This is a genomic window from Methylobacterium sp. WL18 (assembly GCF_008040015.1).
GTDB classification, from domain to species: domain Bacteria; phylum Pseudomonadota; class Alphaproteobacteria; order Rhizobiales; family Beijerinckiaceae; genus Methylobacterium; species Methylobacterium mesophilicum.
The window spans coordinates 1-20,158 of record NZ_VRVD01000004.1 but is presented as its reverse complement, the minus strand read 5'-3'; the positions used below and the strand labels follow the sequence as shown (position 1 = coordinate 20,158).

The following is a 20,158-nucleotide window of genomic DNA, read 5'->3' as shown; positions in this document are numbered from 1 at the left end:
GCGGCCGTCGGGCGCGGCGCAGCCGCCTGTCCGAGGGCGCGACGCGCGCGCGAACCCTGATCGACTGAGGGGGGCAATTGCCATTGGATGTTGTTCCCGGAAGGGCGGCGGCGGCGAGATCCGCTTCGGGGAGGGATAAAACCTGCGCTGAGTTCGTTAGGGCGCTACGAACCGCTTCGGTTAGGGATCAAAAATGCGCACGCTCATCATCGCCTTCGGCCTCGTCGCCATTGCCGTCCCCGCCTCGGCGCAGGCTCCGAAGCGCGGCAATGCGGATCTACAGACCTATTGTGCGGGTGACGCCATCACGTTCTGCGCCGGCATCGATCCGAATAGCCCGCAGATGGACGCCTGCTTCAAGAAAAACATGAGCCAGATGTCGCCGAATTGCCGCAGCGCGATCGATGCGTACAAGAGCGGCGGCGGCAAGTAAATTTCTCAACAAGATACGACATACATTCATAGTCGGGAGATAAATCTTGTTCAGCCACATCATGGTCGGCAGCAACGATTTGGTGCGATCAAAAACGTTCTACGATGCACTCTTCGCCGCGAGCGGAGCCGGCTCCGGCGACGAGGATGCACGGGGACGGCTGATCTACACGCACAAAGGCGCACGCTTGATGATCAGCAAGCCGATCGACGGAAATCCGGCGAGTGGCGCGAATGGCGGCACCATCGGGTTCACAATGGACAGCCCGGAGGAGACAAAAGCCTGGCACGCTGCAGGTGTCGCGAACGGCGGCACTTCGGTGGAAGATCCGCCGGGTGAACGCCAAGGCGGCTCCGGCCGGTTGTACTTGGCGTATCTCCGCGACCCGGACGGCAACAAACTCTGCGCTCTTCATCGGATCCCAGGCTGATACCCGTCCGTTTGGCGAAATAGGCGACTGTCCCGCCCACCCGCATTCAGATCGGGCGGCGGGGCAGAGCCGGCGGAACCCTTTTCACGAGGCAGCCCATGTCGGTCGAGCCAAGCCAAACGTTGTCGAACGAAGAGCTGGACCGCCTGGCGCGTAAACTGTTCGCCGAGGTTCGGGCCGAAAGTCCGGAAGCTTAGGCGGAAAAGGCATTGACGACCGCCGGCGAGGTGGCTGGAGAGGTGGTCCCGATCCTCCCCGATTGGCTCCTGGAGCCCACGGACGGCGCTGTCGAAGGCGGCCGCGAAGACTGAAGCTCCGACGGAACTATTGCTCGATCTTGCCTCTTCCTCCTTGACGAAATCAGGAGGAACCATGCCACGCATCGCTACGCTGACGGGCGCCGTCGCCATTATTGCGCTGACTGCGACGACGTCCTTCGCGGCCCCGTGCAAGGTGGGCACCACCACCAGCACCAATGGCCCCACGACCAAGGATACCAGCTCGAACGTCGAAGGTGGCTCGACCGCCAAGGTGACGCCAGGTGCCAAGGGTGAATCCCCTGGTACGGTCGGCGCCATGAACAACGCCGGAGTTGGCACGATGGCGGACAAGGGCGAGAAGAAGGCCCCCGAGGGTCAGCCGGTGAAGCCGGGTGACGACAACTGCTGAGATGATTCCTGGCCCGTAGGCGATCGGCCTGCGGGCTTACCCTATTTCAGAGCTCGTTCCCGTCATGCCGCCGACGACGAGCGCGACGCTGACCTGGGCGATCATTGATCCAACCTTGCGAGTGGGATCAAGCCGAGGTGAAGCCGACGGCGCCGCATCAATTCTGGGCGGGCCCATTGCTGGGTTGGTTGACGTTCCAGAGCGCGGCTAACCTCAGTGCCCTAATGCCGGGCCGTAGCTCGCAATTATGCTGTTGGGTCACGGTGGAACGCTCCGGATCGTCGTCTGAACCGCCAGCGGCCTGCGCCTATCTGTCGGTCGGCCCTAGTCAACGGACCGTTAACTATGTCGCCGCAGGTTGCTCCTGGCGATCGGCTGGGGAGCTGAGCGCCAACGGAACGGCATCGCCGACGCGCTCGCATCAGGCCCGCTACGGGAACACCCGGGCGGGCCTTGTCTGTTCCCTGGCTTCGAGTGACCCGGTATCGCTTAGCGTCACGGCCTACGCGCCAGAATCTGGCTCCCGGGCTTGATATGCGTGTCAGGGAATCGCGCGCACTGGCGCCTAATCGGTCTGATGGGTCTGTGAAGGCTCGCTGAGCTGTTCCAGTTGCGCTGCCGGCGTGCTTTCGACCAGAAGCCGGATCATCGCGGATCGGCTTTCAAGCATCATGGCCGGTGGCTCTCCCACAAAAATTTCCCACGCTGCCACGAATGCGGCCTGCGACATGTGGGTGAGCGCGTCCTCGCTCTGGGACGTCGGCTCGGCCGGTACGATGGGCACGTCGATCATTCACTTAGTACGAGCCCGGGCCGCACTGCGTTTCATGGGGGCTCCAGCAGGGTAAAGGGGCTTTTAACGGGACACGCGACCGCCAGATATTTGTTTCCAGAATTCAGTAGCGGATTTCAGCCACCCGTGAGCGGGCCGCCCGATGGGCCAGGTTCCTTACGGCAGCGCCGCGATGACTGAGGCGATCTGTCGAGCGATCCAACATGTTCAAGCGCGCCAGAGGCCGCTCGTGAAGCGCCGGAGAATCGACCCGATACCGGCCGCACCGAGATGTTCGAGCTCGGCGGCCGAACAACGTGCGGGAATGAAGGATTCCTGTTCGACGGTGCTGTCACCGAAGGGCACGGCGGTCGTGATCGTTTTTCACCGTCGCGATTAGCTCGTTTCCGCTCGTCGAGCGACGGCCGAAGCTGCAATGGCGGGGACGACGTCCTGGGCTGAGGGTGCGGCGACTGGAGGGATATCAAGCCTCGCACGGTGCTATGGGGCACGATGATGCCCGGACGGCCTGGGTCGATGTGGCAGGATCAACACGGCGGTTGCGAGATGTCCGCGCCTCAGTAATCCAACACATTGAGTGAGGGATCCAAGATTGCACGTACTAGTTGCAACATGGAAGGAGATCCTCATGCAGGCATCCGAATGCTGCATCTTCCGCGTGACGATCGCAGCGAGCCTCGGCTGGCTCATCGCACTCGCCCTGATGTGGAAACACGGCGTGCTGGCCGCGCTGATCGTCAGCCCGTTGGTCGGAACTGGGGCAGCGATTGCGGCTATGACGCTGTTCTGGCTCGCGAGCCTGTTCGTCTCATGCGAGCCGATAGGGCCACGCGCTTTTGACGCCAAGCGGTAGCGAGCATTGACCGAAGCAGCGTGCAGGGTCGCTCTTCTCCTGCCTGCGCTGCGGCGATGGCAGCTTGGATGACGGGCCATCGATGGTGCGCTTCATCGTCGGCGATCCCACGACCTGCCATGCCGTCTGCAACTCGGCGTTGCAGACGCAGAGGGCCACGGACAGCGTGCCCGGCCGCACCCGTGCGGGTCATGGCGTAGGCGGCCGAGGGTGGCGAGCGGGGCAACCTACCGGTCGCTACGGATGTCCGCGGCTGGAAACCCGATCATGCTGTGGGCGATCCAAAAACGGCAGGGGCCAGATCGGTCGCGATCTTCAGCCGGAACACCGGTTTTCTTCAAACTCAGTGAGGAGAGAGGTGCCTGATCAAGGCGGCTACCACGGCGATCAGCGTCCCGCCCGCAATCGGCGCGAACAAACCGAGGATCGAGATCAGGATGATCAGCGTGACGGCAGCGTTCTCGGCCCGCTTGGCATCCCGTGAGGGTTTGCGCGGCGGCTCCCACCGGGGCGGGACAGGTCGCTGATCGGGAGGGACGAACATCTGCCTCCATGAGGCGCACAGGCTGAATTCGTTCCGATGCTATGCTCAATTGGTGAGGCTGTCACCGCGTCGATCGTCCGCAGCCCTAGCGAATAAGTCCAATTTGATGTAATATGCAAATCGCCAGCGAAGGATCACGAGCCTATACTGAACGTAAGCCCGCCTTGAGTGATCCCATGGACAATCAGAGATCCGCTCGTCGCGTCTCCATCAACATGATGGGGCGCATCACCGTACCCGATGAGGCAGCGATCCCGTGCGTGATCCACGACATCTCGAAGTGGGGCGTGCGGGTCCGGCTCGACGGTACCGAGCGCGTGCCGGACAAGTTCACACTGATATTCGACGCCACCGACAAGGTGATCGGATGCGAGACGGTCTGGAAAAGCTCCGATGAGATCGGCGCCCTGACCGACCTGATGGAGTGACCGGACATCCGACCCCTATCTCTATCAATCGCTGAAGATCGATGTTGATCGAACCTTGGCCATAGGAAGGGATCTAGAGCAGATGGTCGCTGCAGACCTTGTCGTTAACCACTCGTTAACGGTTTCGCCATAGTGGTTAATGGGTGGTCGGTGGAGGTGGTCTACCGCGCATGTCGGGCGAGCCTCCGATGATCCTCTTGGTAGCGGCCGCAATCGGTAGCGGTCTCGTGACGGCCATCGTCCTCGCGCCGCTGAGTCCCCTGGCGGCGCTCCTCACGGCACCTCTGGTCGCGAGTGTCGCGACCGGGCTTGCGTGCCTGCTCATCGGGTGGAGCAGCGCCCGCGACGGCCGGACGGTGACGGTCCTCGACGAACAGGCCGATGCGATGGTGGCGGCACTCCGTGGGGTCGCCGACCACGCCAAGGCCGTGTCGCCCACGCCTGAGAAATCGACGTCGCGTCGCAACAAGGTCGCGTAGCGTTCCAGAGCAACGACCACAGGGCCTTGGACCTCGCGGCCTTCGTCTCACTGCCGGCATGGTCCGGTTGTGACGTACCGGACGGGGCATTCAGGACACCGCCCCGTTTGGTGGGACCGACGACTCCGGAACGCAGGCCGCAAGCGCGTTAGCGGCGGTCGCGTTCGCTCGCAAACCTTCGTCGTCCAGCGCAGGGCCGGCCAGCCCGTCCAGTTCGATCTGGTTAAACCAGCTCGTACTTGCCTCCTGGCGCGGTCGGAGGCCAGCGGTGGGACAAGTCGGCTCGACCACGCGGCGCACATCTGCACGCGTGATGTACGTCCGGCCGGTGGATGCATGGTTGATCGGTATCGGCTTGCGGCCTGAGCGCCGCGCTGATTTTTCTCGGGCTTACGAATATCGGCATGAAGGGGCGTAGCATCGGGCTCGACGAAGAGGAGGTGCCCACCCTGGCGGAGGCGCTGAGGAGCTACCCAAGTGGCCAGGCAACAGCACACCTCTGCCGATCATCCAGGTGCGCGAGCCGCTGAAAACAGCCATGCTGCGATGGCAGGCCATTCGGCCGCAAGGGATCGTCGCTTGAAGCCCCCCATGTCGGATGCCCTGTACTCGCCGGCCGTTGCCCGCAATGCCGCAGCGATCGTCGAAGTCCTGAAGCGCGTCGTTCCGCCCGGCGGCGTCGTTCTGGAGATCGCCAGCGGATCGGGCGAGCACGCCGTTCACTTCGCCCGGGCGATGCCAAACCTCGACTGGCAGCCCAGCGATCCGGACGAGGCGGCGCGCCGCAGCATCCTCGCCCATGCGCGAGCCTCCGGCCTGTCGAACCTCCGGTCCCCGCTGGCGATCGACGCGGCCGGGCTGCCGTGGCCGGTGGCCAAGGCGGACGGGATCGTCGCGATCAACATGATCCATATCGCCCCCTGGGACGCGGCCACCGGGCTGATGGCCGGCGCGGGCGCGACGCTTCCCGTGGGTGGGATTCTCTACCTCTACGGTCCGTTTCGGGAGGACGGTGCCCACACCGCGCCGAGCAACGCCGCGTTCGACGAGAGCTTGCGCATGCGGAACCCAACCTGGGGGGTACGCGACATCGAGGCCGTCTCGGCTGCCGCCGGCGCGTACGGGCTCCACCTCGCCGAGCGCGTTGCGATGCCCGCCAACAACCTCAGCTTGATCTTCCGCAAGCTAAACCCACCCTCCGCGAACGTCGGCGGGGCCTCGCAATGACGGCTCCGGCATCAACCAGCGCCATCGTCATCGGCGCCTCCGGCGGGATAGGCCGGGCTCTCGTGTGCGCCCTCGCGGACAGCGAGGCCTACGCCCCGGTCTTCGCGCTTTCCCGTTCGGAGCCGTCAGCGCCGCACGGCGTCCGCACCGTTCCGATCGACCTCGGCGACGAGGCCACGATCGCTGCGGCTGCGGAGAGGGTGGGCGCGACCGGACCTGTCGGCTTGGTCATCGTCGCAACCGGCATCCTTCATCAGGACGGCGTTTCACCCGAAAAGTCGTTCAAGGCCCTTGATCCCGCCGCGATGGCCGCCGTCTTTTCGGTCAACACGATTGGCCCGGCCCTCGTGGCCAAGCATTTCGTGCCTTTGCTGGCGCGCCGGGGACGCTGCGTGTTTGCGGCGATGTCGGCGCGGGTCGGCTCCATCGAGGACAACCGTTTGGGCGGCTGGTACTCCTACCGCGCGTCGAAGGCGGCGTTGAACCAGATCCTGCGGACCCTTGCGATCGAAGTGGCGCGCAACCGACCGGAAGCGCTCGTCGTCGGCCTGCATCCGGGGACGGTCGCCTCGAACCTGTCGCGGCCTTTCCGGTCAGATCCCACCGCCCAGGGTGTCGTTCAGCCCGACGTGAGCGCAGCCCATCTCCTGCGCGTGCTCGACAGCCTCGGGGCGAAAGACACCGGCGGCGTCTTCGCCTGGAATGGCATGCGTATCCCGGCCTGAGCGCAGTACCGACCAAGATACGCCCGGTGGTACCTGACTGCTGGGCCGGCAACCGCGGCAGGCATCATCTCGATACCGATTTCTATCGATTGCCGAGCAACCATTACTGCTATCGGTACCGTTCACAAGTAAGGCTTAAAGCAAACGTCGCGGCAGACCCTCAAAGCGTGCGATACCTCAATGCTTCCAAGGCAGATGGACGGTCAATTGCCGCAAGAAGTCTTCTACGACTGACTGCAGCTTCGCTTCAAACGCTCCGCCTCCACAGGCCGGACAGGGTCCACCACGCCGGTGCCAGGACGAAGCTCGTCAACGGGATCAACAATCCGCCTACCGCCAAGCCGATCAGGCCCGACGCCAGTGCGGTGACCAACCATTCGACGATGCCCGCGGCAAACGGAACGGATGAGGCCGCACCCACCGCGGCCTCGTGCGCGGCATGCGCCGGCGCTGACAGGCCGTATGCCTCCATCCCGTGCATCAGGATCCCGCCGCCGACCCAGATCATCGCCGCCGTGCCGACGACGGCCAAGATCTTGAGCAGGATCGGCATACCGTGGACCACGCCGCGCCCGAGACCGCGGACGAGGCCTCCGAACGGCGGTCCCGCCGTGCTGCGGGCGAGCGCAAGGCCCGCGTCGTCGGCCTTCACGATGAGCGCGACCACGCCGTAGACCCCAACGGTGATTCCCAGGGCGACGATGGCCAGCACGGCCGCCCGCATCCAGAAGCTGCCCTCCGGCAGGGCTGCCAGGGTGATCGCCATGATCTCGGCCGACAAGATGAAGTCGGTCTTGATGGCGCTCGCCACCCGGCTTTCTTCCCGGGCTTGGTCGCTCCCGGTGTCGCCCCCGCCTTCCGCATCATGCCCGTGATGCGGAAAGAGGGCCTCGTAGACCTTTTCGGTGCCCTCGTAGCAGAGGTACGCGCCGCCGAGCATCAGGAGCGGTGTGATCGCCCAGGGCGCGAAGGCGCTGAGCGCGAGGGCGCCCGGCAACAGGAACAGGAGCTTGTTCCGGAGCGATCCCACGGCGATCTTGCCGACGATCGGCAGTTCGCGCTCCGCCGCAAAGCCGACGACGTAGCGCGGCGTGACCGCCGCATCGTCGATGACGACGCCGGCCGCCTTCGTTCCGGCCTTGGCGGCTTGACCCGCCACATCGTCGAGGGATGCCGCCGCCGCCCTGACCATGAACGCGACATCGTCCAGCAGGGCGATCAATCCAACGCTCACAGGCCTGTCCTCGTCCGCAAGAATTTCGCCCGACTGACAATCCGCGACCGGATTTGATCCGTCACACCAAAAGATCGGGCGGGAGGGCAGCCGGCGATGCTCGCCTATGGCCTGGAAATTCCTAGATCTCCAGGGGCACAGTGTGGTTCGGTTGCAAAGATGCTGTCCGAACGGGCGCTCAGGCTGACGCGAGCCAAATGGCCTTCAGCGGGATCAAGCCTTCGACCGCCGCCTCGGTTGTCCGAACCACCATGTCACTCGGCGGGTTGCGGTGCCGCACTTTCGTGCTCCTGGGACGCGGCGGGCTTACCCAGGAGCCGCTCGAAGGCGACGTAGAAAGTCGGCGTCACGAACAGGGTGATGAAGGTCGCCACAAGCAGGCCGCCGATCACAACGGTGCCCATCGAGACCCGGGCGTTGGCGCCGGCGCCGCTGGCGATGGCGAGCGGCACCGAGCCCATGATGAACGCGAACGAGGTCATCAGGATCGGGCGCATGCGCAGACGCGCCGCGTCCTGGGCGGCCTTGAGCGCGTCCTCGCCCTGCTTGCGCAGATCCTCGGCGAACGCGACCAGCAGGATCGAGTTCTTGGCCGCCAGCCCGACCAGGAGCAGGAGGCCAACCTGCCCGAAGATGTCGAGGGCGAGCCCCCGGATGGCCAGGAAGCCCACCGCGCCGAAGATCGCGATCGGCGTGCCGAGCAGAATCACGAAGGGTAGGCGCAGGGACTCGTATTGCCCGGCCAGCAGCAGGAAGATCATCAGCGTGCCGAGGCCGAAGATCAGCGGCGCGTAGCCCCCGGCGATCTTCTCCTGGTAGGCGACGTCGGTCCATTCCACCGCGTACGTGGACGGCAGCTTGGAGTCAGCCAGGGCCTCGATCGCCGCAATGGCGGTGCCCGAACTGGCGTTGGCCGCGGTGTCCACTGCGATCTCGATGGTGGGGTAGGTGTTATAGGACAGGACCGCGGTCGGGCCGGTGACAAAGTGCGTCTGGATCAGCGAGCCGACGCGGACAGGCTCACCGCGGTTGTTGAGCACGGTGAGCGCCTCGACATCCTCGATCGTCCGGCGGCCCGAGGCCTCGCTCTGCACGTAGACTTGGTAGACGTAGCCGAAGCGGTTGAAGAGGTTGACGAAGCTCGAGCCGACATAGGTCCCTAGCGCGTCGAACAGATTCTGGAGCGGCACGCCGAGTTGCTCGGCCTTGGCCCGGTCGATCTCGAGCCGCATCTGCGGGACGCCGTAGCTGGTCGTCGGGATCGCGCGGCCGACCGAGGGCAGCTTCTCCATCTCGGCGATGAAGCGCTGGGCGGCCTCGGCGAGCTTGAGCCCACCGGCACCGCTGCGGTCCTGCAGTTCCAGGGTGAGGCCGCTGCGCGAGCCGAGCCCGGGGAGCGGGGAGGGGTTCACCACCCGGATCTGGCCATCGGGGTCGTGCTTGAAGCGCTTCTGGACCGTCGCGATGACATCGGTGACGCTCTGGTCGCGCTCGCCCCAGGGCTTCAGCGTCGGAATCTGGAAACCGTAGAACGGCGCGATCGCGTCCGCGAGGATGCTGCGGCCGGTCACCCCGATCGTGTGCTCCACGCTCGGGATCTCGCGCAGGGCCTCGCCGACACGGTCGACCATCCGGTCGGTGCGCGCCACGGAAGCACCCTTCGGCAGGACCACGTCGGCAAAGAAGTAGCCCTGGTCCTCGTCCGGCACGAAGCCGGAGGGCCGCTGCATCGTCATCCACACGGTCACGGCAGCGAAAAGCACGAACACGATGGCGACGAGGGCGATGTGGCCGGTCAGCCAGCCGATCGCGGCCACGAGGCGGCGGCTCGCGCCCTCCAGCCCGGCGTTGAACCAGCGCAGGGGCGCCCGCCAGCGGCTCTCGTCCTTGGCGTCCGTCTCGCGGTGCTTAAGGATCAGCCCACACAAGGCCGGGGTCAGAGTCAGCGAGACCACCGCCGAGATCATCACCGAGATGGCGATGGTCAGGGCGAACTGGTTGTACAGCTTGCCGGTGAGGCCGGGGATGAAGGCCACCGGGACGAACAGGGCGGCCAGGACAAGGGTCGTGGCGATGACGGGGCCGGCGACCTCGGTCACGGCCTCGCGAGAGGCCTCGGGGGGCGCCATGCCCTCGTCCATCAGGCGCTCGGTGTTCTCGACTACGATGATCGCGTCGTCGACCACGAGACCCACGGCCAGCACCATGCCGAGCAGGCTCAAGGTGTTGAACGAAAAGCCGAGCAGGGCCATCGGCCCGAAAGTCCCGATCAGCGCCACCGGCACTGCGATGGCCGGGATCAGGGTCGCCCGCCAGTTCTGGAGGAACAGGTAGGTGACGATCACCACCAGGACGAGCGCCTCGAACAGAGTGCGCACGACCTCGAAGATCGCTTCCTTGACGAATTCCGTGCGGTCGAGGGCGATCTTGTATTTCAAGCCCGGCGGGAAGCGCTTGGCGAGGTCCACCATCGTGGCACGGGCGCCGTCCATCACCTGAACCGCGTTGGCATCCGGGTTCTGATAGAGCCCGAGGGTGGCCGAGGGGGCTCCGTCGAAGCTCGAGCGGACGCCGTACTGCTCGGAGCCGAGCTCGACCCGCGCCACGTCGCGGATGCGGACCACGGAGCCGTCCGGGTTCGCGCGCAGGAGGATGTTGCCGAATTCCTCGGGCTGGCGCAGGCGCCCCTGGGTCACGAGCTGCAGTTCGAAGGCGGTCGCCTGATCGACCGGCGGCTTGCCGAGGGTGCCCGTGGTGATCTGGGCGTTCTGCTGTGTGATGGCGGTGGTGACCGCGCCCGGGCTGATACCGAGGGCCTCCATCTTCAACGGATCGAGCCAGATCCGCATGGCGTAGCGCTTGTTGGAGAAGTTGACGATGCGGCCCATGCCCTGCACCCGGCGCAGCGGCTTGATCACCTGCGTCTCGGCCCAGTTGGCCAGAAACAGCTCGTCGTAGGGCGCGCCGTCTTCCGCGTAGAGGACGATGTTGCCGAGCCGCTGGCGCGAACTCTTCGTGATTTCGAGACCCTGCGCGTTGACCGAGGGCGGGAGCTTGGCCTCCGCCCGGTTGGCGCGGGTGAGGACCTCGGCTGCCGCGGCGTCGAGGTCCGAGCCGACCTCGAAGGTCGCATCCATGCTGACGCTGCCGTCGGTGTTGCTGGTCGAGTTGATGTAGAGCAGGTTCTGGGCGCCGTTGATCTCCTGCTCCAGCGGGATCGCGATGGCCTCGTAGGCCTGCTGCGCGCTGGCCCCCGGATAGGTCGCCTGAATGTTGATGATCGGTGGGGCGATCTCGGGAAACTGGGCGATCGGCAAGGTCAGGCCGGCGACCGCGCCGATCAGCGTAATCAACACGGAGATGACGCCGGCCAGTACCGGCCGATCGACGAAGCGGGCGAACATGCGGGATCGTGACTTCCGGTCGTGCGCCGCCGACGTGGAGGCCGCGTTGCAACGTCTGGCCGATGAGCGTGTTCCTCTGCCGCCGGGGCGCTCGCGCTCGCGGGGGGTGGAGCCGCCGGTCTTGGGAGCGTCAGTGGTGCGGAGAGCAGTCAAGGTTGGTATCGGAGCGGGGCTGATTGTCCTGGCGGGCGCAGGGGGCTGGTACGCGGCCGGGCGACCCTCGCCGGAGCGGATCGCTGCCGCGCTGCCTTTCACCGGTGACAAGGCGACGACGGAGCCGGCCGAGCCGCCGCTGGATGTCCGGACCATCACCGTCCGCAGAGTGAAGGTCCCGATCGCCGTCACTTATACCGGCACGATCATCTCCCAACAGGATGCCACCTTGCAGGCGCGGGTGACCGGCAACGTGACGGAGCGCCCGTTCGAACCGGGTGGCCACGTCAAGAAAGGGCAGGTGCTCTTTCACATCGATCCACGGCCCTTCGAGGTGGCGCTGCAGACCGCCAAGTCGCAGCAGGCCCAGGCCCAGGCCCAGCTCACCTTCGCCCAGGCGGAGGTGGACCGCACCGAGACGCTCGCCGACAAGGGCTACGCCACCGAGCAGCGGTTCCAGCAGCTCCAGGCGAACCGGACCTCTGCCGTGGCCCAGGTGCAAGGCGCGGAGGCCGCCATCGCCCGCCAGAACCTCAACCTGGATTACGCGGTCGTGAACGCCCCCTTCGACGGGCGCGCCAGCTTGTCGACCATCAATCCCGGCGATCTCGTCATCGAGAACCAGACCCAATTGGTTTCCGTGGTCCAGCTCGATCCCATCGACATCCAGATGGCCCTGTCCTCCGAGGATTCCGAAGCGGTCCGGGCGGCGATGCGGGACGGGGGCGTCACCGTGTCGGTGCTCGGCGAAGACGGAAAGCCGGTGCGCGAGGCCAAGATCTACCAGCTCGACAACCGGTTCGATCCCCGGACGGCCCGCCGCCTCGTCCGGGCCCTGATGCCGAACGACGACGAGCGCTTCCTGCCGGGCCAGTTCGTCCGCGCCAGCATCCGGACGGGCACGAAGGACAGGCTGCTGGTGCCGACCGTCGCCCTCGACTCGCAACTGGCCCAACAGATCGTCTACGCGGTCGACGCGAACGGCACGGTTCAGCAGAAGCCCGTGACGACCGGGGACACCTACGGCGAGAACACCGCGATCCTGGAGGGGCTTTCGGATGGTGACCAAGTGGTCGTCGATCACCTGCAGGAGATGCGGCAGAACCTGAAGGTCGTCGCCCGGTCGGCAGGGGAGGTCGAGCCCGATCGGAAGCTCGGGACCGGGGACGCACCGGCCTCGGGCAAGCCCGGCTGAGGTCGGCGCCACGCGATCCCTCATCGCGCCGCATCCCAATTCCGTCGTCTCGGGACAACGCCTCCATGTCGAAGCCTCGTCTTGCCCTCGCTGCCCTTCTCCTGATCGTCGGCGGCCTGCCCGCGACCGCGCGCACGGCCGAGTGCCGGGTCACCCGCGACGCCTACGCTTCGCTGAAGCAGGGCACGCGCTACAATCAGGCGGTGAAGATCCTCGGCTGCCCGGGTCGTCGGATGACCCACATGGAGATCGGCACGGTTCAGCGGGCGACGTATTCCTGGCGCGGAACCGGCCGCACCGGCGCCAACCTGAACCTGTCCTTCCGCAACGGTCGGCTCACGAGCAAGTCACAGCTCGGCCTGCACTGAACGTACTGATTTTGTTCGCGTCAACGGACCGAATCGCGGGGAACGACGATGCCGTGGGCGCATTGCCGGCTCAACGCACATGCACCCACGTTCTTTCGAGAGGATATGATTGAGCGATGACCGCCAGATCCTTCGCAGCCATCGTTCGGTCTTACCCGCTGAGTCTCAGCTTGGCCGTGGGCGTTTTGGCCGCTGGCCTCGCTGCTCCCCCACACGCGCTGTCCCAATCAGCCGCGAGCCGGATCGATCAACCGACTCCGGGGACGATGCCGGCAGCACCGGACGGGAACCAATCCGGGCGAGGCGGTCGTAACGATCAGGTCTCTCCCCCGAGCGCGATCCAGTCCTCGACCGATGTGATGCAATCGCAGGGTGCAGTTCAGGGCCAAGGTGCGCCGAGCCGCACGAATCCGATGCAGCATTTGCCGGAGAGCATGCGGTAGGGTCGGAAATGTCCTGAATAATATGGTCGGGTACATTCAAGTTAAGCTGCGTTCGACCCTGCAGGTACGCCCTAACTGCCGGAAACGTGCGTTGTTCGCGCACCGTACCACCTATGTCACTGGACGCCACGTATCATCGGGCGAAACGGGGTGATCCAAGGTTAAAGCCTGTGAGCCCGAGCACTGCCCGGAACCAAATCCGCGCTTTCCCTACACAGAACCCGGGTTGCTGAGCGTTCACCCCCCCCGGATTGATCGCTTCGTTTTGATGATCGCTTCGTTTAGTCTGAGAACTCCGGCCAACTGAGTTTCGACACTGCGTCCGGCAGCCTGCGGGTGGTCGGGGAATGGGCAACGCGGAGGCGACGCAGGAATCGCGTGTTCGAACGATCGCCCGGCAAGGTGCCGTCGGCGCGGTTCGCGCGCGGCTTACTGAAGGTCAAGTCGGCTGAGGTAGCGGACCATGAGTTCGCCCGTGGCCCTGGCCGCAAGTCTGCCGGCGGTTCGTCTGCCGCGGGGGGATGAGGTCCGTAATGCGCAGGCCGCCCAGGATCGCCATGAGTTCGGAACGCGCCATCCCAGACTCTATGGCTTCCTGGATGGCCTGCGCCTCGAAGGCATGCGGGACCATGCTCAGGCACGTATCCCCGGGTCCGTGGGTGCCACAGGCAGGTGATCGGGGCCGATACCAGGCTCCACCGGTTCGTCGATAGGCGCGTCCTCGTAGGGCGCGGACGGCTCGTCCGGCCCGAGCGGACGTTCGCCCGGGAACGGCCGCGGCGGCATCTCGGTGGGGATGTCACCGCCGGGGATCGGATCGGGCATGCCGGGATTGGCCATCGTGGGATCCTCCATGATTGTTCGCGATGGGTGGCCTACGGGCCGGACGTGCGCCCGGAGCGGCACGACGTCCGGCCCTGCGGCCATGCCGGACCTGATCGGGGGGACTCTTGGGGCCCGGCATAACTTCGGGATTCGCGCGCCGTTTGCTTCGATGCGTTTGGCGATGACCGTGAAATATGATCGCCGCGAGATCACTCAATGATGCAGATGCATCATTTCGACAGGCTATATTCCGGTAAAATACAGCGTGCGTCGCGTCAGTCCTCACCCGCGCGCGGTCAATCGCGATCTATGGCGACGTCGCGGCGGTAGGCGGCATCGGGCATCCGGCCAGGATCTGGAAATTTCCGCCGTAGCCGAGCGCGACAGCTTTCCAGAACGCCAACCGTTGATCGGGGGCGCGAACCCGCAGGTAGCTGTCGAGGGCAGCCTGGACCTGAGCGGCGGTGGGCGCGGGATCGAATGGCGGGGCGGCTCCCTCGACTTCGAACGCAGGCACTTGCTCAGTCATGACAGGCCCAGGGCGATGGCAAGGCGCTCTCGTGCCCGGCTGACCCGGCTCTTCACTGTTCCCACCTGACAACCGAGGATGGCGGCCGCCTCCTCGTGCCGGAGCCCGGCCACCGTCACCAGCAGCAAGGTCTCGCGCTGGTCCTCGGGAAGGGTCTCCAGCGCGCACTGCAACTCGGCGATGGCGATCCGATGCTCCTGGTCGGGTGCCGATGACAGCGTACCCGCGATGGCCCCGTCGACATCCTCGACGTCGCGGCGCATGCGCTGGCGTTGGTTCAGATGCGTGTTGCGCAGGATCGTGAACAACCACGCGATGAGATTCGTGCCGTCCTCGAACCGAAACCGGTGCTCCCAGGCCTTGAGCAGGGTCGCCTGAACCAAGTCGTCCGCTTGGGCGGCGCCGTCTGTCCGCACGTGGGCGAAGCGGCGCAGGCGCGGCACGAGGGCGATGAGCTCGTCGCCGAACGTTTTTGTGACCTGTCGCTCCGCCTCAGCGTCGAGCAAGGCGGCACGGAGGCGAAGCAAAACCTGGCCGAGCCGCGTGTCGTTATCGATCGCCTCTGTTTTAGGGATGAGCTGATCCAGTCGCCGTCCGATTGCATCCTGGACGTGACGGGGCGATCCCTCGCTCGGCGAAGGTTTTTCAGAGATCGTGCTTAAGTACATGCGAGGGGACTCGACCTTCCTGCAGGCAACGACTGGCTGTATCCGCCCCTCTACGCCGGAAAACTCACTTGTGGTTTTGACTGATCGATCACGTTCACGTCAATGATCCAGATATACCAATCCAGCGCCAGAATCGACTGGAACCCTCTTGTGCCGCGGCCTGTTACGGCTTGGCTTGATCCGGGCAACGGGAGGATGGTCGGAGGTGACAGTTAGCGTCGACAGGCATGAGCTTCGGCAGATTATCGCCGGCCTGAGCGAGGGCGTGATTCTGGTCGAGCCCGATCAGACCATCGCCTACGCCAATGAGGCCGCGCTCGCGATGCACGGGGCGGAGACCGTCGGCGAACTCGGCGAAACGGTCGAGCAATACCGCGAGCGTTTCGCCCTTCGCTACCGCAACAATCACACGCCAAACCAGTATCCGATGGAGCGCGTCGTCTCGGGTGAGCGCTTCCACGATGTCATCGTCGACGTGAAGCGCACTGACCGGCCGGACGTCGACTTCGTCCATTCCCTGCGCAGCCTGGTCGCCACAGACCGCGAGGGTAATCCGAGCTGCCTTGCGCTCATCCTAAAGGATGTCTCGGACCAGTTCGAAGCCGAGGAGCGCTTCGAGGCCACCTTCAACGCCAACCCTGCACCGGCGGTGATCTGCCGGCTTTCGGACTTGCGCCACGTCAAGGTGAATCTCGGCTTCCTGGAGATGACCGGGTACACCCGCGACGCCGTCATCGGCCGCAGCGTCTACGAGGTCGACGTGCTGTCTGGCGCCCGCAGTCGGGATCTCGCGATCTCGCGCCTCAACAGCGGCGGCACCATCCCGCAGATGGAAGCCTGCCTCGACCTACCCGACGGAGGCAGCCGCTACGTGATCGTCGCCGGCCAGCCGATGGAACTCGGCGATGAGCCCTGCATGCTCTTCACCTTCGCGGACTTGGAACTGCGCCGGAAGGCCGAGACGGCCCTGCGTCAGAGCGAGGAGCGCTTCGCCAAGGCGTTCCGGCTCACCCCCGTTCCGACACTGCTGGCCCGTGCCGACGGCTTCGCCATCACCGGGGTCAACGAGGCGTTCACCCGGGTGTTCGGATACGGCGCCGACAAGGTGTCCGGGCGCTCGCCGGCGGACCTCGGGCTCTGGGTTCACGATGCGGCCCGCAGCAAGTTCGAGTCGGCTGTGGCGCGCACGGGCTACGTCCTGGGCCTGGAGGTCTGCCTCAAGCACGAGGACGGCACCAATTTCGATTGCCTGGTCTCTGCGGAGCGCGTGGAGATCGGCTCCGAGACATTCGCCCTGTTGGTCCTGCAAGACATTACCGAGCGCAAGCGCACCGAGCGCGAGCTGTTCGAGGCCATCGAGACGGTGATGGCCGATACGTCCTGGTTCAGCCGGGGGCTGATCGAGAAGCTCGCCAACCTGCGACGGCCGGGGACCGACCACAAGGACGGCATCGTCCCCAACGTCTCGGTGCGCGAGCGTCAGATCCTCGACCTGATCTGCCAGGGGCTCGGGGACGATGCCATCGCCAAGCGGCTGAACCTGTCCCGGAACACGGTGCGTAACCACTCGGCGTCGCTCTACCGGAAGCTCGACGTCCACAAGCGCGCAGAAGCCATCGTATGGGGGCGCGACAACGGATTTCCGTTAGATCAGCCGAGCAAATAAAATCCCTCAACTGGTACATCTGCATCATTGCTCGCCGGGAGCGACGGGCCACTTGATGAGGGGTGTCAAACGCCCAGGCTTTGGAGCACCCCGTGAGCGCGCAGAAGACGACCGAGGCATCCGACAAGCTCAAGGGCTCGATCAAGGAAGCCATCGGAAAGTTGGTCGGCGACCCCAAAGTCGAGGCTGAGGGCAAGTCCCAGCAGAAATTACCGAAGTCCGTCGTGAACCCGAAGGCGACCCCTAAGCCGTAGCCTCGATCACGCGTCGCACCCGACGAACATTCTTCGAATTGGAACAGGACACACCTTATGGTTGATACGGATCGCATCACGGGCGCCGCCAAGGAGTTCGGCGGCAAGGTTCAGGGCACGGTCGGCGACCTCACAGGGTCGAGGCGGGATTCGGTCGAGGGCCGCGCCCGCGAGGCGCAGGGCGCCGCCGAGAACCTCTAAGGCCAAGCCAAGGACGCCGTGCGCGACGCCGCTGACACTGTTTCCGACACCGCCCGCGACATCGGCGGCAGGGTCCGCGATACGGTCGGCAACCTGATCGGGTCCGACGACGTCGAGGATCGCGCGCGCCGCGCCCAGGGTGCCGCCAGCGACACCTACGAGCGGGGCGAACGCTACGTGCGCAGCGCCGGCCGCGAGGCCTACGACCGGGCCGAGGACGCCTACGAGAACGGCGGCCGCACCCTGCGTGCGGGTGGCCGCGAGGCCACCAGCCAGATCGCCGAGCACCCGGTCGCCGCGCTGCTGGTGGCCGGCCTCCTCGGCTACGGCATCGGCCTGCTCATCCACGGCCGCGACTGAACCTTAGTCCGCGACTGATCGGTCCGACCGCGCCGGGACTGCGCGGCCGGACCGCGGCTTTCCACCCCGCCGACCAACCTCTCGAACGACCGATTACCTCGGACGACCGACCACCCGGAGCATCTGTACGTGTCTACTTCTCCCCTTCTGGCGACCTCTCCCGTCGCGGCCTCGGCCGACACCCGCACCATCCTGCTGAACCAGGTGTCGTGGGGCGCCATCTTCGCCGGGGCCGTGACCGCGCTGGTGACGCAGGTCATCCTGAACATGGTCGGCGTCGGCGTCGGCCTGTCCAGCGTCGGGGCGAACGCCGCCGACAACCCGGCAGCCTCGACCCTCTCCCTGAGCGCCGGCATCTGGTTCGTTGGCTCCGGCATCGTCGCCGCACTCGCGGGCGGCTTCATCGCCGGGCGCCTGTCGGGCAAGCCCGTCACCGGCGCGGCCGGCCTGCATGGCCTCGTCTCCTGGGCGGTGACGACCTTGGTGGTGCTCTACCTGCTGACCTCGGCGGCCGGTGGCCTCATCGGCGGCGCCTTCTCGGGTGTCACCAGCACGCTCGGCGGCGCCGGCTCGCTCGTGGGCGGCACGGTGCAGACCGCGGCCCAGGCCGCCGCCCCGTCGCTGTCGAAGATCTCGAATCCCTTCGACGGCATCGAGCAGTCGGTCCGCAACCAGGCCGCCGGCCAGGATCCGCAGGCCGCCAAGGAGGCTGCCGTCGCCGCGATCCGCGCCATCTTCACGGGTGACGCGTCGCAGAAGGCACAGGCCGAGAACCGCGCCGCCGATGCGCTGGCCAAGGCCCAGGGCATCCCGGTCGACCAGGCCAAGACCCAGATCCAGACCTACGAAAAGCAGTACACCGAAGCCGTCGCGACGGCCAAGCAGAAGGCCGAGGCCGCCGCCGTCGTCGCCAAATCGGCCGCCACCCAGGGCGCGTTCTACGGCGCGCTCGCGCTGATCCTCGGCGCCCTGGCGGGCTTCTTCGGCGGCCGCCTAGGCGCCCCGAAGCTCCACACCCTCGCCGACAGCTACGACGCCCGTCGCGTCTGAGCCGATCCCCGGCCGGTCACCATGACCGGTCCTTCCTCCCTGACAATCCGCCCCCTCAAACCAAAGGAGACATCCCATGAGCAGCACCACGGACAAGCTGAAGGGCCTCGCCAACGAGGCCGCCGGCAACGTCAAGCAGGCCGCTGGCAAGGTCACGGGCAACGACAAGCTCGTGGTTGAAGGCAAGGCCCAGGAACTCAAGGGCGAGGCTCAGCGCACCGTCGGCGAGGCCAAGGACGGCGTCGCCTCGGTCGTCGACAAGGTCACCGGCAAGCGCTGAACCGAGACGGCGGCGGCCCGCTCGGGTCCCGTCGCCCCCATTGAACTCGAACGCAGGAGAATCCCATGAACGAAGACCAGTTCAGGGGCGCGTCCCGCCACCTCAAGGGTCGCGCGCAGACCGCCGTCGGCGGCCTCACCGGTGATCCGGCCCGCCAGGTGCGTGGCGCCGTGAACCAAGTCGCAGGCGGGGCGCAGTATGCCTACGGCCGTGCCCGCGACCGCGCCGAGGATCTCATCGACGACGGGCGCGACATCGCCGGCGAGGTCCGGGATCGCGCCGGCAACTTGATCGATGACGGCCGTCATCTCGTCGGCGAGGCGCGCGACCGCGCGGGGAACCTCATCTCGGACGGCCGTGACCTCGCCCGTCACGCCCGCAAGCGCGGCACCACCTATGGCCGTCGAGCCGTTCGCTACGCCGACGACAACCGCACCTCCACCCTGCTCGGCCTCGCCGCCGTTGCCTTCGCCGTGGGCTGGCTGTCTCGCTCCAAGCACTGACTCATCGACCTCGGAGATCGTCCGATGATCCGCAAGCTCCTCACCGCCTTCCTGCTCCCGAAGGTCATCGCCTACGTCAGCCGCCGGTTTTCCGGCCGCTCCGGCATCCCGCCGAACCGTCGGCGCTACTGACCGTCCCCCGAACCAAAACCGATTCAGGAAAACCCTCCACGATGAAGTTGACCCTCGCCCTCGCCGCCACCGTCGCAGCCACCCTGGCCGGTCTGCCGGCCCATGCCGCCTTAGCCTCCGCAGCGCCCATCGAAGCGCTGGTGCGCGGTGACCTGCCAACCGATTACGTCCAGTACCGACGCTTCGGTCACCGTTACGGCTGGCGCGGTGGACGGGGCTACGGGCGGGGTTATGGCTACGGTCGCGGTTACGGCTATCGCCGGGGACCCGGGGTCGGCGCCGCGGTGGGTGCGGGCGTGGCCGGCCTCGCGG

The 20,158-nt window shown here is 66.1% G+C and carries 23 protein-coding genes and 1 pseudogene; 18 read left to right on the top strand and 6 right to left on the bottom strand.

Translation table 11 applies throughout. The annotated features are described in order from the left end of the window. The first annotated feature begins 193 nt into the window (after nt 1–193). The 3 genes from FV228_RS00810 to FV228_RS00795 all read left to right on the top strand — a co-directional run bounded on the left by FV228_RS00810 (nt 194) and on the right by FV228_RS00795 (nt 1,532). Complete coding sequence (locus tag FV228_RS00810; protein ID WP_147852843.1) at nt 194–433, top strand: 3',5'-cyclic-nucleotide phosphodiesterase; 240 nt, start codon at nt 194–196, stop codon at nt 431–433. Nucleotides 434–479: 46 nt separating this feature from the next. Next, complete coding sequence (locus tag FV228_RS00805; protein WP_147852842.1) at nt 480–863, top strand: VOC family protein; 384 nt, start codon at nt 480–482, stop codon at nt 861–863. A 372-nt stretch (nt 864–1,235) separates the two neighbouring features. Next, nucleotides 1,236–1,532, top strand: coding sequence for a hypothetical protein (locus tag FV228_RS00795; RefSeq protein ID WP_147852841.1), 297 nt, complete (start codon nt 1,236–1,238; stop codon nt 1,530–1,532). Nucleotides 1,533–2,097: 565 nt separating this feature from the next. On the opposite strand, the gene FV228_RS00790 is transcribed toward FV228_RS00795, so the two are convergent. Next, nucleotides 2,098–2,325: a hypothetical protein gene (locus FV228_RS00790; RefSeq protein WP_147852840.1), complete on the bottom strand. Its 228-nt coding sequence runs from the start codon at nt 2,323–2,325 to the stop codon at nt 2,098–2,100. Between the two features lie 628 nt (nt 2,326–2,953). On the opposite strand from FV228_RS00790, the gene FV228_RS00785 reads away from it, so the two are divergent. From FV228_RS00785 to FV228_RS00765, 5 genes are all read left to right on the top strand, one after another. Then, a complete protein-coding gene (locus tag FV228_RS00785; RefSeq protein WP_147852839.1) occupies nt 2,954–3,178 on the top strand; it encodes a hypothetical protein in 225 nt (74 codons plus the stop codon). 657 nt (nt 3,179–3,835) lie between these two features. Next, nucleotides 3,836–4,150, top strand: a complete 315-nt coding sequence (locus tag FV228_RS00780; protein WP_246693782.1) for a PilZ domain-containing protein — start codon at nt 3,836–3,838, stop codon at nt 4,148–4,150. 188 nt (nt 4,151–4,338) lie between these two features. After that, entirely contained in the window at nt 4,339–4,629 is a 291-nt protein-coding gene (locus tag FV228_RS00775) for a hypothetical protein (RefSeq protein WP_147852838.1), read from the top strand. Nucleotides 4,630–5,220: 591 nt separating this feature from the next. Then, complete coding sequence (locus FV228_RS00770; protein WP_147852863.1) at nt 5,221–5,856, top strand: DUF938 domain-containing protein; 636 nt, start codon at nt 5,221–5,223, stop codon at nt 5,854–5,856. Next, complete coding sequence (locus FV228_RS00765; protein WP_147852837.1) at nt 5,853–6,581, top strand: SDR family NAD(P)-dependent oxidoreductase; 729 nt, start codon at nt 5,853–5,855, stop codon at nt 6,579–6,581. The genes FV228_RS00770 and FV228_RS00765 overlap by 4 nt, the downstream gene beginning before the upstream one ends. Before the next feature lie 247 nt (nt 6,582–6,828). On the opposite strand, the gene FV228_RS00760 is transcribed toward FV228_RS00765, so the two are convergent. Beyond that, on the bottom strand, nt 6,829–7,815 hold the full coding sequence (locus FV228_RS00760; protein ID WP_147852836.1) for a DUF808 domain-containing protein: 987 nt from the start codon (nt 7,813–7,815) through the stop codon (nt 6,829–6,831). A 254-nt stretch (nt 7,816–8,069) separates the two neighbouring features. Then, nucleotides 8,070–11,219, bottom strand: coding sequence for an efflux RND transporter permease subunit (locus FV228_RS00755; RefSeq protein WP_147852835.1), 3,150 nt, complete (start codon nt 11,217–11,219; stop codon nt 8,070–8,072). A gap of 136 nt (nt 11,220–11,355) precedes the next feature. Here FV228_RS00755 and FV228_RS00750 point away from each other — a divergent pair, with 136 nt between their 5' ends. Both FV228_RS00750 and FV228_RS00745 read left to right on the top strand, forming a co-directional pair. Beyond that, nucleotides 11,356–12,567, top strand: a complete 1,212-nt coding sequence (locus FV228_RS00750) for an efflux RND transporter periplasmic adaptor subunit (protein WP_246693781.1) — start codon at nt 11,356–11,358, stop codon at nt 12,565–12,567. A 65-nt stretch (nt 12,568–12,632) separates the two neighbouring features. Then, the gene (locus FV228_RS00745) at nt 12,633–12,935 is read left to right on the top strand and encodes a DUF3862 domain-containing protein (RefSeq protein WP_147852833.1); all 303 of its coding nucleotides are present in this window, start codon (nt 12,633–12,635) and stop codon (nt 12,933–12,935) included. Nucleotides 12,936–14,011: 1,076 nt separating this feature from the next. Here the strand turns inward: FV228_RS00745 and FV228_RS00735 are convergent. The 3 genes from FV228_RS00735 to FV228_RS00725 all read right to left on the bottom strand — a co-directional run bounded on the left by FV228_RS00735 (nt 14,012) and on the right by FV228_RS00725 (nt 15,400). Then, a complete protein-coding gene (locus FV228_RS00735) occupies nt 14,012–14,218 on the bottom strand; it encodes a hypothetical protein (RefSeq protein WP_147852832.1) in 207 nt (68 codons plus the stop codon). 292 nt (nt 14,219–14,510) lie between these two features. Then, the gene (locus FV228_RS00730) at nt 14,511–14,720 is read right to left on the bottom strand and encodes a hypothetical protein (protein ID WP_147852831.1); all 210 of its coding nucleotides are present in this window, start codon (nt 14,718–14,720) and stop codon (nt 14,511–14,513) included. Between the two features lie 8 nt (nt 14,721–14,728). Next, nucleotides 14,729–15,400: a sigma-70 family RNA polymerase sigma factor gene (locus FV228_RS00725; RefSeq protein ID WP_147852830.1), complete on the bottom strand. Its 672-nt coding sequence runs from the start codon at nt 15,398–15,400 to the stop codon at nt 14,729–14,731. A 205-nt stretch (nt 15,401–15,605) separates the two neighbouring features. On the opposite strand from FV228_RS00725, the gene FV228_RS00720 reads away from it, so the two are divergent. From FV228_RS00720 to FV228_RS00690, 8 genes and pseudogenes are all read left to right on the top strand, one after another. After that, complete coding sequence (locus FV228_RS00720; RefSeq protein WP_147852829.1) at nt 15,606–17,066, top strand: helix-turn-helix transcriptional regulator; 1,461 nt, start codon at nt 15,606–15,608, stop codon at nt 17,064–17,066. Nucleotides 17,067–17,158: 92 nt separating this feature from the next. Further along, a complete protein-coding gene (locus FV228_RS00715; RefSeq protein ID WP_187277578.1) occupies nt 17,159–17,320 on the top strand; it encodes a CsbD family protein in 162 nt (53 codons plus the stop codon). A gap of 57 nt (nt 17,321–17,377) precedes the next feature. After that, nucleotides 17,378–17,521, top strand: a complete 144-nt coding sequence (locus FV228_RS33935; protein ID WP_246693780.1) for a CsbD family protein — start codon at nt 17,378–17,380, stop codon at nt 17,519–17,521. 18 nt (nt 17,522–17,539) lie between these two features. Next, entirely contained in the window at nt 17,540–17,881 is a 342-nt protein-coding gene (locus FV228_RS00710) for a hypothetical protein (RefSeq protein ID WP_246693779.1), read from the top strand. Nucleotides 17,882–18,010: 129 nt separating this feature from the next. Beyond that, the gene (locus FV228_RS00705) at nt 18,011–18,931 is read left to right on the top strand and encodes a PhnA-like protein (protein WP_147852828.1); all 921 of its coding nucleotides are present in this window, start codon (nt 18,011–18,013) and stop codon (nt 18,929–18,931) included. A 76-nt stretch (nt 18,932–19,007) separates the two neighbouring features. Then, the gene (locus tag FV228_RS00700; RefSeq protein WP_147830027.1) at nt 19,008–19,211 is read left to right on the top strand and encodes a CsbD family protein; all 204 of its coding nucleotides are present in this window, start codon (nt 19,008–19,010) and stop codon (nt 19,209–19,211) included. A 65-nt stretch (nt 19,212–19,276) separates the two neighbouring features. Continuing rightward, nucleotides 19,277–19,714: a CsbD family protein gene (locus FV228_RS00695; protein ID WP_147852827.1), complete on the top strand. Its 438-nt coding sequence runs from the start codon at nt 19,277–19,279 to the stop codon at nt 19,712–19,714. Nucleotides 19,715–19,887: 173 nt separating this feature from the next. Further along, nucleotides 19,888–20,158 (top strand): annotated as a pseudogene (locus FV228_RS00690) (hypothetical protein); the annotation flags it as partial.